We start from the raw sequence: 12,932 nt of genomic DNA on the forward strand, positions 1-12,932 counted from the left end.
GTTTGCATGGCCGTGATATTCGACGAGATGGAAGCTGAGGAGGCCCGTAAGGCATTCCTGGCTGCCGCTAAGGAGGAGGGTAGGCTTTTTCCTGATTAGCAGGTCGCATCGCTCTTCGCGCGAGCCAAATTCGATCACCGGCCCAGACATCTCTACCAAACATTCCCACCCCCTCTAATTATCCCTCAATGGCAACCCATTGGTTCGTCCCTCCGGTGTTCGTGAAGACTGAAACCGGCGACAGGCATGGCTGCAACAATGCGAGGGCAGCCCTTGAGCAGCTCAAGACGTGGACCCGCAGAGGACCTCGCTGGCACAAGGCGGTGAACCTCTGCCTGTCAGAGCTAGCTAGGTCGGTATTTGCACCAATTTGATGTGTAGGTTAGACCTTCGTCCTCGGCAAGATTGGCCAATACGATGACTCGCTGCTGAATTACCGGCTCGCGCGTGATGAGCGCGAAGGCGTCAGGTGCCCCCGCCGTTCCCGAGGGTCGCGGTCTACGGAACTAGCGTCAGTCGCCGAGCCGTGCCTTGCGTCCGAACGCGGTCACCGGCCCCCAGTGGGATCGGGCGAGCCGCTGCAGGCGCATTCGCAGCAAAGGGTTATGACGTGTTCTCGTGACCCGTGAGCCGGCGCGTGCCGAGTTGGCGGCGTCCGATTGCTGGCGGCTCGAAGCGCGCGTCGGGCGCCCTCGCCTATTTGCAGCCACCTGCTCAAAATCGCCATGAAGCCAGCCGCCAGCCTGCTATGTTCGACGGCAATCGTTCAGCTTGCTGCCGCCCACCGTTTGAAAACGATGGTCACCTTCGTCCCTTTGTTGGCGCTGGACTCGACGGCTAGCTGGGCCTTGGCGTTCTCGGTCAGCGATCGCGCGATCAGCGCTCCGAGCTTGCCTGGCTTGGGCCACATCTCGCCTTCCGGTAGGCCGATTCCGTCGTCCGCCACCGTAACCCGGCAGCCATCGCCATCGACGACACTGTGCAGCATTATCGTGCCGCCGTCGCGCCCCCGGAAGGCATGCTTTAGTGAATTAGTCAGCAATTCGTTCACGACCAGTCCCGCTGGCATGGCGACGTTTATTGACACAGGATATGTATCCACCTTCATATCCAGCCGGATCCCCTCGACTGCATGCGAGCTCATCACCGCGGACGCTATCTGGCTGAGATACACACCAAGATCGACCTCCTCCTTCGGCTGGTCGGCCGTTAGCGTCTGGTAGAGGATCGCCAAAGCGTCGACGCGACCGGCGAGCCGCTCAAACCGTGTCCGGTCGGCCTCGGTAGCGTTGCGGCTTTCCAGCCGGATCAGTGCGGTGATCATCTGCAGGTTGTTCTTCACCCTGTGCTGCAGTTCGCGAAGCAGTATGTCGTTCTCGCTGACACGCTCCTCGGCCGAGCGCTGATCTCCCGCCTCGCCGTGAGCCGATACGTCGACCAGGGCCACCAGTCGGAAGCAAACCTTGCCGTTGTCGTCCTCTATCTCGTTCGAATAAACGTCGACAATCGCGGGTTTGTCCTCGCCGCGTTCCAGCCTGAAGGTGCCGACCAGATCGGTTCCCTCGACCACGGCCTCGGCTAGCGGCCTGTCCTGTTGCTGATGGAGGCCTGTGCCTAAAAGGGCCGCCCAGTTTTCTCGGGTGAGCCTGGCGGCCGTCAGGCCTGACAGTTTCTCGAATTCCGGATTGGCGTAGACCACGCGCTCTTCACCGGCAAGGTCCGAAACGGCTATGGCGATCGGCACCTGGTCAAGGAATTTCTTGAACTGTTCGCTTTCGAGTGCTGTTGCAAGGTCAGGTGTATCAAGCAGCTGCTCGACCGCCTCAGCCTTCTCTGAATCCGATGTCATTTGCGCGCCTGTTCTGTGCGGATGATATCAACAATGCGGCGCGCCTGCCATCGCCAAAACTGGAGCTGCATCTCACGTTTCGCATCATGCATCTGACAACAAGCCCTGCGTCGCATAACGGCCGCACGTCTGACATTGCGGCCGGCCGAAGCAGAGCGGCAAGGGCCCGGCTGCAATCCTGGTGCCCTGAACGTTCAGGCGGGCCCTCGCTGCGTTGCCCATTAAAGTTCCGGTAACTCTCTCAAGTCGGGAGCCAAATGTTACTGGCTCGTTTTGTCCTCCAAAGGTAGCCTGATGTCGAGGCGAGACAGGCGAGACAAAGGAGAAGAACTAAATGGCCACCGTATTGAACGCCAAGGGTGTGCCACTCCCCTACAGCGGGTCCTCGATAAAGTGGTATTCGGCGACGAATTCGGGCCCGCTACTTTATGGCAGCATCTACAACGACTCGATGTACGCCGACGGCGGCGTTGCCGTCACAATGTATGGCGGCAAGGGCGATGACATCTATTATCTGTATTCATCCAAAAACAAGGCGGTCGAGCTGCCCAACGAGGGCATCGACACCATCTCGACCTGGATGAGCTACAAGCTCCCGGCCAATTTCGAGAACCTGACGGTCACCGGGGACAAACACTTTGCTTTCGGAAACGAGCTAAGCAACATCATTACCGGCGGCTCCGGCCAACAGACGCTCGACGGCCTCCGGGGAGACGACGTTCTCAAGGGCGGGTCCGGGGCCGACATTTTTGTTGTGACCCCCGGGAATGGCAGTGACCTGATCCTCGACTTTGGCGCCGACGATACAGCGCGCGTCGGAAGCTACGGCTTCACCTCCTTCGAGGAAGTGCACGCCAACATGGTGCAAACGGGAGCGAACGTCCGACTCAACCTGTCCGAAAACGAGTTTCTCGTGTTCGCCAACAAGACCATCGACCAGTTCACCCCAGGCCAGTTCGATCTTGCCCTGGACAGGTCGCATCTGGAACTCACCTTTTCGGACGAGTTCAACACGCTGGACCTGTGGAATGGCTCGAGCGGCACCTGGGATTCGAACTTCTGGTGGGGTGCCCCGAATGGCAGCTCGCTCACGAGCAACAAGGAGCTTCAATGGTATATCGACACCAACTATGCTCCGACGCGTTCCGTTAACCCCTTCAGCATCGAGGATGGTGTTCTTACGATTACCGCCGCCCGGGCTCCCGCGGCTATCCAGCCCTACATAGACAATTACAAATACACGTCAGGTTTGCTGACGACCTATGAATCGTTCGCGCAGACCTACGGCTATTTCGAAATTCGGGCCGACATGCCCGAAAAGCAAGGTGTGTGGCCGGCCTTCTGGCTGCTGCCGGCAGACGGCTCCTGGCCACCGGAACTGGACGTCGTGGAGATGCTCGGCCAGGATCCAGGCAAGCTCATTATGACAAGCCACTCGAACGAGACGGGAACTCATACGACAGTGTCCTCGACGGCCTTTGCCGCCGATACGGGAGGGTTCCACACGTACGGGGTGCTGTGGACGGAAGACGAACTCGTCTGGTATTTCGATGATGTGGAAGTTGCCCGTGCCGCAACCCCTTCCGACATGCACGACCCGATGTATATGCTGGTCGATCTGGCAGTCGGTGGTCTCGCGGGGGCGCCTGCCGACGGGCTTGCGACACCTGCGGAGATGCAGATCGACTACATCCACGCCTACGCGCTGAACGATTGGCTTATCTAGGCGCGGCGCCTGACTGCGGCGGTATGTAGACGTTGTCATCGAGCCTGATTTCGGGCACGATCCTTGCGCGTGGGACCGAACTGAAACCGATGTGAAGGCGATGTCGCATTCCCATTCGTCCGAGCCGCCGCGAACAACGCTCGCTGCGGTTTTGGCCTCTTTCCGCCGCGCGATCGCTGGAATCGCCCTGATGAGCGGTGTCGTCAATGTTCTGGCGCTGACCGGCTCGTTCTTCATGCTGCAGGTCTATGATCGGGTCATACCCGGCCGCAGTGTGCCGACACTCATCGGACTTGCTGTGTTTGCCGGCACGCTTTTCGTCTTTCAGGGTGTTCTTGAACTAATCCGGTCGCGGCTGCTTGTGCGCATCGGGATGGCGTTGGACGCGCGAGTGAGTGGGCAAGTCTATACCGCCCTTATGCGTTTGCCGTTGCGCACCAAGCTCCCAGGCGACGGCCTTCAGTCTTTGCGGGATCTTGATCAGGTTCGTTCGTTTCTGTCGAGCACTGGTCCGACAGCGCTTTTCGACCTGCCCTGGATGCCGCTGTATTTGATAATTTGCTTCCTGTTCCATTTTTGGATCGGCATGACGGCGCTGGCCGGCGCCATCGTTCTCGCCAGCCTGACTCTGCTTGCCGAAGTTCGCACGAGGGAGCCGGCGAAGAGGGCAAACAGCCAGGCGGCGGCGCGCAATACGCTTGCGGAGGCGACGCGCCGCAATGCAGAGGCTCTGCAGGCGATGGGCTTTGGCGCGCGCATTGCCGAGCGCTGGGCAGGCGTCAACGCCGATTATCTCAACACGAACGCAACAGCCAGCGACCTGGCTGGGACACTCGGGACGATCTCGAAGGTCCTGCGCATGATGCTGCAGTCGGGTATACTGGCGATCGGCGCCTATCTGGTCATTCATCAGGAAGCGACAGCCGGTATTATGATCGCCAGTTCGATTATGATGAGCCGGGCGCTCGCACCGGTCGAACTGGCTATCGCCCATTGGAAGGGCTTTGTCAGTGCTCGCCAGGCATGGACCCGGCTGAGCCAGCTTTTGGCCATGCTTCCCCAGACCGCCACGAGTGTCTCGCTGCCCGCGCCGGTATCTGCTCTTGCCGTCGAAAGCATCAGCGTCACGCCACCCGGCGAGCGGCGTGTGGTTGTGCAGGATGTCGGGTTCGCGCTGGAAAAGGGTGCCGGCCTCGGCGTCGTCGGACCGAGCGCGTCTGGAAAATCTTCACTTGTCCGGGCAATCGCCGGAATATGGCTGCCCATCCGGGGAACGGTCAGGCTCGATGGCGCGACCCTCGACCAATGGTCGCCGGAAGAGCTCGGCAACCACATCGGCTATCTGCCGCAGGATGTGCAGCTGTTTGATGGCACCATAGCCGAGAACATCGCGCGCTTCGAATCTCGCCCCCCGTCGGACAAGATACTGGCGGCTGCGCAAGCCGCCGGCGTTCACGATCTCGTCGTCCATCTGCCTGAAGGTTACGAAACTCGCATCGGCGAGGCTGGGGCGGCGCTTTCGGCGGGCCAGAGACAGCGAGTTGCACTCGCACGAGCCCTCTACGGCGACCCGTTCCTCGTGATTCTGGACGAGCCCAATTCCAACCTGGATGCAGAAGGGGAGGCCGCGCTGGCGGCGGCAATTGAAGAAGTGCGGGCGCGAGGCGGTATTGCTGTGGTGGTTGCGCATCGGCCGAGCGCGCTTGCAAGCCTGGATCAGGTCCCTGTCATGGCAAACGGCCGTGTCCAGGCGTTTGGGCCCAAGAATGAGGTCCTGGGGAAGGTAACCCGCCCGGGAGGCGTTCCTCTGAAGGTCGTCTCCGGCCCTGAGGAGGCGACACAGTGATGACGCAATACGCGGCGCCCGCGATCGATCGGACCATTCGCCGCTATCTGTTCGGTGGTGTCGCGGTGTGCGTGCTTCTGGTTGGTGGGGCGGGAAGCCTGGCCGCGGTCACGGAGCTTTCCGGAGCCGTCATTGCTTCGGGAAGGCTGGTCGTCGATTCCAGCGTTAAAAAGGTGCAGCATCCAACGGGTGGCGTCGTCGGTCAAATCCTCGTTCGAGAAGGCGATGCCGTGAAGGCGGGCCAGGTCTTGGCCCGTCTCGATGAAACCGTCACCCGGGCGAATTTAGCCATCGTCACCAAGAGCCTGGACGAATTCGAGGCCCGGCTGGCCCGCCTCGAAGCCGAGCGCGATGGCAATGACGCCATCGCCTTCCCAGCTTCGCTGAGCTCGCGGCAGGGCGATCCTGAGATCCGGCGTGCGATGGGAGGCGAGCAATCCCTGTTCGAGTTTCGTCGCCAGGCACGCGCTGGCCAGAAGGCTCAGTTGGAAGAGCGGATTGCTCAGCTCAGCGAGGAAGTTTCCGGTCTGACCGAGCAAAGGGATGCTAAAAGCCAGGAAATCAAGCTGATCGGGCTTGAGCTCGACGGGATGCGCAAGCTCTGGCACCGCAAGCTGGTTTCAATCGATCGCATAACGACACTTGAGCGTGATGCAGTCCGGCTTGAAGGCGAGCATGGCAAGCTGACTGCGGCAATCGCGCAATCGAAGGGTCATACGTCCGAAATCCGTTTGCAGATCATTCAGATCGACCAGGATTTGCGCAGCGAGGTGGCAACCGAACTCCGTGACGTCCAGGCAAAGCTCGCCGAGTTGGTTGAGCAAAAGGTCTCTGCCGAAGATCAACTCAGGCGTATCGATATACGCAGCCCGCAAACTGGCGTCGTCCATCAGCTTGGCGTGCATACGGTCGGCGGCGTTATATCTGCCGGAGAGCTCATCATGCAGATTGTCCCTGTGACAGATGACCTGACCGTGGAAGCGCGTGTGGCACCGCAAGACATCGATCAGCTGACACCAAGGCAGAGCGCAACCTTGCGGCTTTCGGCTTTCAACCAGCGGATAACGCCTGAGCTAAATGGTGTAGTCAGTGAGATCTCCCCCGATCTCAGCATCGATGAGCGAAGCGGCACGAGCTTCTATACCGTGCGGGTCACACTGCCGCGCACAGAGCTTACACGGCTGAAAGGCCTAACCTTGGCGCCCGGCATGCCTGTCGAGGTGTTCTTCTCGACCGGCAGCCGGACAATGCTGTCTTACCTCGTGAAACCTTTGGAAGATCAAATCCAGCGGGCATTCAGGGAGGAGTGAGTTCGCGCGCCGGCCTCGGCCATACGTGCCGACACTCTCGACCGCATGACCGCATGCGGAGCGGAAAGAGCAACGCATCGCTCCAGCGGAAGTTAAGCCCATCGGTCGCGTATGTTGAGACGACTATTGCCGATGCGCCAATGCCGAACTCGTCATGGCACTCGTTGTGACCGGAGGCGCTCGCTTATGGGCTGTGCTGGAGTGCGCGTGAAGTATCCGCCTGCGCGCCGCTTCGTTGATTTCCCGGCCTTCTAGGAAGTCGTCAATCTGATCGTATGTGAGACCATATGCATCTTCGTCAGGCCGAAGCGGGACGAGGTTCTCCAGGTCGGCGGTCGGGATCTTGTCAACAAGTTCAGGCGGAGCGCCCAGATGCGCTGCCAAGGCGCGAACCCTGCGTTTGTTCAACCCGGAAAGAGGAAGAATGTCGGCGGCACCGTCACCGAACTTGGTGAAGAAACCCATCAAGGCCTCAGCCGCATGGTCGGTGCCGATGACCAGCCCGCGCGTGGCGCCGGCGAGCGTGAACTGGGCGATCATGCGTTGACGCGCCTTGATGTTGCCAAGCAAGAAATCCTCGCGGCCGGCATCGCCAAGCTCGACCCCAGCCAGCTTGATCGAATCCAGCATCGCGTCGGCAGCCGGCTTGATGTCGACCCGGTGCACTTCATCCGCCGCTATGGTGTCCAAGGCCCGCTGGGCATCATGCTCGTCCGCCTGGGTGCCGTACGGGAGACGAACGGCCAGGAATGTAGCGTCGTATCCTGTCATTCGCAGTTCCTCGACGGCGCGTTGAGCCAGAAGAGCGGCGGTGAGTGAATCCACTCCGCCGCTGATCCCCAGCACATAGTTGCTTAGGCCCGATGCACGCAGATAGGTGCTGAGAAAGTCCATGCGCCGGCGCGCTTCCAGCGCGACGTCGAAGCTCGCAGTGACGCCCAACGCTTCGATAATCATTTCCTGTTCTGTCATTCGCCGAGGTGCTCCCGATGTCACAACATTCTGTCCAGTCGAGCGGCCAGGAGGTCGGCGGTGGTCGCTGTCTCGACCTGCATACCGTAGCGGCTCTCATAGATCGCCAGCATGGCATCGTGGGTCGAGTCAGCTCCGGAACATACCGCGTCAGCGACGATGATCACCCGGTAGCCGAGATCGATCGCTCCCATCACAGAGGCGAGCACGCAAACCTCCGTCTCCGCGCCCGACACGATGAGTGAATCAATGCCCGCAGACCGCAGGCGAGCATGCAGTGACCCGTGCCAAGCGGACATGACTGGTTTGTCCTCAAGCAAAGCGGGCGGCACGAAGCGCGCCAGTTCCGGAACGAGATCAATCAGCTGACAATCAAGCCGATCGCGGGTCATTGTCTCCCACTTTTGATAGTACCGTCGCCAGGCGCCGCCAACGTCGTCGGGAGATCGAGGGGGAATAAACCGGGTGAATATCGTCCGCGCCGGGTCCAATTCGACGAGGGCGACGACATTGGGCAATACGCGCTCCATCCACGGCGTGTGCCATTGCGTCGGTTCGGCAAACATCCGTTGCATGTCGACACAGAGGTGAACCCAGCGCTCACGAAGCGGTCCAAACCGCAGGCCTTCGTCCAATTTCGTCAATGCCGGACCGCTTTCCTGGCAGTGCTCTGCGCCTCGGACTGTTCCAGACCAGCCACGATCTTTGCTTCCTTGCCATCCGTGGCTTGGCAGCCGGGGAATAACTCCCCGATATTCCAAAGCTTGTTCAGTGGCATGTCGGCGAACGCATATACTGGATGAACCTGGTGCAGCAGGAGCGGAGCTGCCCCTAGGTTATCCTGTTTGGCGGTTCTCCCGCTCGACTCCTCCCGCCGCCCATACACAAAGAGATTTTGTTGATCGACGTGGTCATCCAATTCGACCATTTGTATTCCTCGCAGTCAATTGAGCTCGATCCAGGCCGGCGCATGGTCGCTTGGCTTCTCCCACCCGCGAAGCTCGACATCCACGCCGGCATTACGCAGCCGGTCGGAAAGAGAACGGCTCACCAGGAGATGGTCCATGCGCAGGCCGGAACTCCGATCGTAGCCGCCCCGATAGGAGAAATTCCAATAGGTGTAGATGCCCTCCTCCGGATGGATGCGCCGGACGGCATCGATCCAGCCACCTTTGAGCATTTTGGCATAGGCTTGCCGACTCTCCGGGAAATAGACCGCATCGCCCTGCCATCGCCTCGGCACCACGGCGTCGATCGGGGTTGGAACGACGTTATAGTCCCCGCAGAGAACGCTTGGTACCCCAGCCTCGAGCAAACGCTGGCCGTAGCTGATGAGACGATCGAACCAGCGCAGCTTGTAGTCGAACTTTGGGCCAGGCGCTGGATTGCCATTGGGCAGGTAGAGACAGCCTACGACGATCCCATCCACCTCGGCCTCGATATAGCGGCTGTGGGTATCGTCTGGATCGCTGGGTAGGCCGCGTCGACGTTCCACCGGCTCGATTCCGCGAGCGAGGATTGCCACACCGTTATAGGATTTCTGGCCGTGCCAGATGGCGCCGTAACCCGCCTCTCTGATCGCATCGGCAGGGAACTTGCCGTCGGACGTTTTCAGTTCCTGAAGGCAAATGATGTCGTAATCGGTTTCGCCCAACCACTTCAGGAGCACAGGCAGCCGGCCGTTGACGCCGTTGACATTGAAGGTGGCGATGCGGGTCATGTGCGTGCCCCCTCATGAGATACTGGCGGCAACCGGCGCGCAGGGCGGAGTGGCCTATCTCGTTGCGCTGAACCCCTAGCTCTTGGCATCGCCAACTTCGCCGGCATCGTATGCGGCCGAGGCTCACTTCTTGCCCAGCTCGTCTTCGACCTTCTTGCGACTGTTGCCGACCGACTTCACCGCCGATTTGACGTCAGCTTTGCTGGCGCCGGTTTTGCCCGCCTCATACTTCATTTCATGATCCTGCCCACCAGCGACCCTGGCACGTTCCTGATTGCGTGCACGTGTTGTTCCAGTGTTTGCCATTTCTTCCTCCGAGGATTGCCGTTCCAGTCCCAACAACGCAGCCGGACTCTTCCGGTTCAATCCTTCGAGGCGCGGGCCATGGAACCGAATCCAGAGGGGCTTATTGAATCAGCCCATGTATTCGAGGCCCTCAGCGAACGACGCACACAGGGCCAGGAGTGAGAATCTGCGCCCTACATACCCACTGCCGGAGTTTCGTCCCTTCCAGCTAACCGCGACTTGCAGCGCCTGCGGCGTACCGTCGCGAATAGCCTGCGCATAAAGTCGGCGTCGATCTCGGGTGACGACCTCGACAGAGGATGCTCATCGAGCCACTTGTCGGCCCGCTCCGCTTGCGCGTCTGTGTCGTTCGGCTCGCGTTCGGAATTGAGGTCCCGAGGCCCGGTCGGCGTTGCGATCAGGCTATAGGCTCGGTCAGTGCCGTTGACTTGATCCAGTAGTCGCCCGGCAGGAGAAAGCTAATAATCTGTCGTCTACGCGCACCAGGCGTACCCCAAGTCCCCCGCCCGGCCTGGTGGACGGGTGACCGCCGCCCCGCCTCGCGCTCGGCGGGTTTGTCATTTCCGTCGCGGTGCCCTTTTCCGCCTTGTAAGGAGCGGTATCCCGCGACTGGGTTGGTCGGACGAACATTTTTCTCCACGCTGCTAAGGAGCGATATGACACGCCAATCTGTTGCAGACGAGCTAGACAACGCCGCTGAGCGCATCGCGGATATCTCGCGCGCAGAGCATCCTGCGCCGCGCTGCCCTGATGCTCAGGAACGTCGCTGGCGTGCCGCTGGAACCGGCCACCGAGGACGCCCTGAACTCGATCGCCGCCGAGATAAAAATCGGCAGATCGGATCTCATCCGGATGGTGTTGCGCGAGTGGCTGGAAACCAACGCCTATTTGCCAGTACGCGCCGTCGATGAAGATAGCGAGCCGGATGGGAACGCGTAGGCTCAACCCCGATCGCCTGAATTTTTTTGTCAGCTTAGGAATTCCAGCCGAACCGGCCCGCCTCTCGCAACTCGTGCAGAAGAGAGCCCTCTCGACCGGGCTAAACAGCGCAACTTTTCCGTACCGACGATGAGGCTCGCCGCCTTCACCTCCGCATGACGTGACGCGGACCGATCCGCGCACTACGAGTTCCTGTGTCGAGATGCGGGCGTCGCGGTCAAAAATTGCGGCGAGCAGGCTATTCTCATCGGCCGCTCGAACAAGCCACTGAGGGTCCTGGCATGGCGGTGTCGCTCGTAAATGAGCTCGTTGCATGGGGATGGCGCAGGTGTTGCTGCAGGCGGCGGATGTTTATTTGTAAGCGCAGGTCTGCACCTGCATCCTTTGGCGCTATTATACGTTTGCCCCGCGAAGAAGATGCTCCGGACCGGCGGCCATGTCGAAGAAAACAACCGAGGACGCTTACGAAGGTCAAGTGCAACTTGAGCGGCGGGCCGAACGGGAGGGCCGCGGACGCAATGCCGAATGGCCGTCAGAAATTCCCAGCCGCGGCTGGAAGGACGTGCTGTGGCGGGTCTTTGCTGAGGTAACCGAGGACCGTGTTATGCTGATCGCGGCCGGGCCGCATTCTATCTGCTTCTTGCCCTCTTTCCAGCGCTTGCCGCGTTCGTGTCTATCTATGGTTTCGTCGCCGATCCTCAGACCATCGCTGAGCACATTGCGTTCCTTAGCGGCGTACTGCCTTCGGGAGGTCTGGGGATTATCAGATCTCAGCTTGCGTCCTTGGCCGCTCAGAAGGCTGGCGCGCTCAGCTTCGGCTTCATTTTCGGCCTTGCCGTCGCACTGTGGAGCGCCAGTAACGGCATAAAGACGCTATTCGAAGCCATGAACATCGCCTACGAGGAGAGTGAAAAGCGCGGCTTCATCCACCTGAATGTCCTGGCCTTGGGCTTCACACTTGGCGCCATCCTCATTGGTATCGGCTTTGTCGTCTCGGTCGGGCTTGTGCCGGCCATGCTTGTGCTGGTGAACCTCGGCGGCTGGACCGAAGCCCTTGTGCGGATCTTTCGGTGGCCGATGATGCTGATCATGGTGGGCGTCGGGATCACGCTGATTTACCGCTACGGACCCAGCCGGGAAAGGGCAAAGTGGCAATGGGCGACATGGGGCGCCTTCCTCGCCGCTGTGGTCTGGATCGCAGTCTCTATAGGCTTCTCCTATTATCTTGAAAACTTCGCCAACTACAACGCCACGTATGGAGCCCTTGGGGCAGCCATCGGCTTAATGATGTGGACCTGGTTCTCCGTGATTATCCTGGTTGTAGGTGCGGAGCTGAATTCCGAGATGGAGCATCAGACAGCGATAGACACCACCACAGGTGCGCAGCAGCCGATGAGTGCGCGAGGTGCCAAGGTCGCCGACACACTGGGCGGATCGGCCGATGCCGCCGACCAGCAGTCGCGTTTGGACGAGCGCGACGCGTAGCGCGCAGATCACTTTACACGCCTTCGTCAAGCGGCTGCCGAGACGGGCCACATCTGGTGGAAAGTGACTGTGAGCTGGTGGAGTTTATTCTCGATCTTGCCCCAGCCTTGGGCCTGTTCGTCGCGTTCGACCTTCGCGAATAGCCGCATAGCAACCCATTGGTTCTCCCCTCCGGTCCCTGTCAGGACGGAGCGACCTGGGATTGTGGGAGAAAGGCGGATCGAGGCGCGTCACTAGGATCGAGGAGGAGCATGGGGATCTTCGCGAGCCAGTGTCCGATCCCCACCACAGAAATTCTACCAAACATTCCTGACTGTCGCGGCCCAGCGCCGTACCAATTTGTGCAATTCGTACATCGTCTTGATGCCGCTCAGGTAGGGAGTAAAGTACCTTCGGCGTGTCCCTGGGGAGGGCTGGATGAGCGCGCGAAGGGTCGGTCCGTTTCTAGAACCAAGCAATTACTGTACTCCTCAACAGGGCGGACCGTCGCGACACGGTCGCGATCAAAGCGGCACTACGCGAAGCTCGGGAGACTGCGCCTTATTTGGTGGGTCCGACGAAGAACTAACCGAGGCAATCGTCGAGGCAGCAACTGCCATGGGCCTCTGCGTGGCTTTCGACGGTCGCGAGTAGCTGTCAGCCAACTTCAGCCGCTGTGGCATCGCAACGGAAACGCGCCGTCCTGCGCCATTTTTCACTAGTCAGAGGTAATCCGCAATCACCTTCGCAACCTGCTAAATCTGCCTGTAGAACGGGAGCTGCCGGCTGAGCAAAAGCAT

General features: G+C 60.2%; 11 protein-coding genes and 1 pseudogene. 6 read left to right on the plus strand and 6 right to left on the minus strand.

What is annotated here, in order from left to right:
• The first annotated feature begins 6 nt into the window (after positions 1-6).
• Positions 7-99: a hypothetical protein gene (locus NKH17_RS32585; RefSeq protein ID WP_352971272.1), complete on the plus strand. Its 93-nt coding sequence runs from the start codon at positions 7-9 to the stop codon at positions 97-99.
• Between the two features lie 667 nt (positions 100-766).
• Here NKH17_RS32585 and NKH17_RS32590 read toward each other — a convergent pair.
• Positions 767-1,849, minus strand: coding sequence for a histidine kinase dimerization/phosphoacceptor domain -containing protein (locus tag NKH17_RS32590; RefSeq protein ID WP_352808922.1), 1,083 nt, complete (start codon positions 1,847-1,849; stop codon positions 767-769).
• Positions 1,850-2,183: 334 nt separating this feature from the next.
• Here NKH17_RS32590 and eglC point away from each other — a divergent pair, with 334 nt between their 5' ends.
• From eglC to NKH17_RS32605, 3 genes are all read left to right on the plus strand, one after another.
• Positions 2,184-3,575 (plus strand): endo-1,3-1,4-beta-glycanase EglC, encoded by a 1,392-nt coding sequence (gene eglC / locus NKH17_RS32595; RefSeq protein ID WP_352808920.1) that lies wholly within the window; start codon positions 2,184-2,186, stop codon positions 3,573-3,575.
• A 100-nt stretch (positions 3,576-3,675) separates the two neighbouring features.
• Positions 3,676-5,421: a type I secretion system permease/ATPase gene (locus NKH17_RS32600; RefSeq protein WP_352902995.1), complete on the plus strand. Its 1,746-nt coding sequence runs from the start codon at positions 3,676-3,678 to the stop codon at positions 5,419-5,421.
• Positions 5,421-6,731 carry an HlyD family type I secretion periplasmic adaptor subunit gene (locus NKH17_RS32605; protein WP_352808915.1) on the plus strand — a complete coding sequence of 437 codons (1,311 nt, stop codon included), beginning with the start codon at positions 5,421-5,423 and terminating at the stop codon, positions 6,729-6,731. The genes NKH17_RS32600 and NKH17_RS32605 overlap by 1 nt, the downstream gene beginning before the upstream one ends.
• A 123-nt stretch (positions 6,732-6,854) precedes the next feature.
• Here NKH17_RS32605 and nadE read toward each other — a convergent pair whose 3' ends face one another.
• The 5 genes from nadE to NKH17_RS32630 form a co-directional block, all read right to left on the minus strand.
• Positions 6,855-7,703 carry an NAD(+) synthase gene (nadE, locus tag NKH17_RS32610; RefSeq protein WP_352902992.1) on the minus strand — a complete coding sequence of 283 codons (849 nt, stop codon included), beginning with the start codon at positions 7,701-7,703 and terminating at the stop codon, positions 6,855-6,857.
• A gap of 20 nt (positions 7,704-7,723) precedes the next feature.
• Complete coding sequence (locus NKH17_RS32615; protein WP_352808909.1) at positions 7,724-8,347, minus strand: cysteine hydrolase family protein; 624 nt, start codon at positions 8,345-8,347, stop codon at positions 7,724-7,726.
• On the minus strand, positions 8,344-8,631 hold the full coding sequence (locus NKH17_RS32620; RefSeq protein WP_352808906.1) for a hypothetical protein: 288 nt from the start codon (positions 8,629-8,631) through the stop codon (positions 8,344-8,346). The genes NKH17_RS32615 and NKH17_RS32620 overlap by 4 nt, the downstream gene beginning before the upstream one ends.
• Before the next feature lie 15 nt (positions 8,632-8,646).
• Positions 8,647-9,423 carry an exodeoxyribonuclease III gene (gene xth / locus NKH17_RS32625; protein WP_352808903.1) on the minus strand — a complete coding sequence of 259 codons (777 nt, stop codon included), beginning with the start codon at positions 9,421-9,423 and terminating at the stop codon, positions 8,647-8,649.
• Positions 9,424-9,546: 123 nt separating this feature from the next.
• The gene (locus NKH17_RS32630) at positions 9,547-9,729 is read right to left on the minus strand and encodes a DUF3606 domain-containing protein (protein WP_352808900.1); all 183 of its coding nucleotides are present in this window, start codon (positions 9,727-9,729) and stop codon (positions 9,547-9,549) included.
• 750 nt (positions 9,730-10,479) lie between these two features.
• Here NKH17_RS32630 and NKH17_RS32635 point away from each other — a divergent pair.
• Together NKH17_RS32635 and NKH17_RS32640 are read left to right on the plus strand one after the other, a co-directional pair.
• Positions 10,480-10,668 carry a hypothetical protein gene (locus tag NKH17_RS32635; protein WP_502910652.1) on the plus strand — a complete coding sequence of 63 codons (189 nt, stop codon included), beginning with the start codon at positions 10,480-10,482 and terminating at the stop codon, positions 10,666-10,668.
• Between the two features lie 436 nt (positions 10,669-11,104).
• A pseudogene (locus NKH17_RS32640) lies at positions 11,105-12,153 on the plus strand (YihY/virulence factor BrkB family protein).
• The last annotated feature ends 779 nt before the right edge of the window (positions 12,154-12,932 follow it).

The sequence above is a fragment of the Mesorhizobium sp. M1334 genome (genome assembly GCF_040317995.1).
Taxonomy (GTDB): domain Bacteria; phylum Pseudomonadota; class Alphaproteobacteria; order Rhizobiales; family Rhizobiaceae; genus Mesorhizobium.

Bases quoted from the DNA above. Each gene is read 5' to 3' on its own strand.
- NKH17_RS32585 (WP_352971272.1), top strand. From the start codon at position 7: ATGGCCGTGATATTCGACGAGATGGAAGCTGAGGAGGCCCGTAAGGCA.
- NKH17_RS32590 (WP_352808922.1), bottom strand. From the start codon at position 1,849: ATGACATCGGATTCAGAGAAGGCTGAGGCGGTCGAGCAGCTGCTTGAT.
- eglC (WP_352808920.1), top strand. From the start codon at position 2,184: ATGGCCACCGTATTGAACGCCAAGGGTGTGCCACTCCCCTACAGCGGG.
- NKH17_RS32600 (WP_352902995.1), top strand. From the start codon at position 3,676: ATGTCGCATTCCCATTCGTCCGAGCCGCCGCGAACAACGCTCGCTGCG.
- NKH17_RS32605 (WP_352808915.1), top strand. From the start codon at position 5,421: ATGACGCAATACGCGGCGCCCGCGATCGATCGGACCATTCGCCGCTAT.
- nadE (WP_352902992.1), bottom strand. From the start codon at position 7,703: ATGACAGAACAGGAAATGATTATCGAAGCGTTGGGCGTCACTGCGAGC.
- NKH17_RS32620 (WP_352808906.1), bottom strand. From the start codon at position 8,631: ATGGTCGAATTGGATGACCACGTCGATCAACAAAATCTCTTTGTGTAT.
- xth (WP_352808903.1), bottom strand. From the start codon at position 9,423: ATGACCCGCATCGCCACCTTCAATGTCAACGGCGTCAACGGCCGGCTG.
- NKH17_RS32630 (WP_352808900.1), bottom strand. From the start codon at position 9,729: ATGGCAAACACTGGAACAACACGTGCACGCAATCAGGAACGTGCCAGG.
- NKH17_RS32635 (WP_502910652.1), top strand. From the start codon at position 10,480: ATGCTCAGGAACGTCGCTGGCGTGCCGCTGGAACCGGCCACCGAGGAC.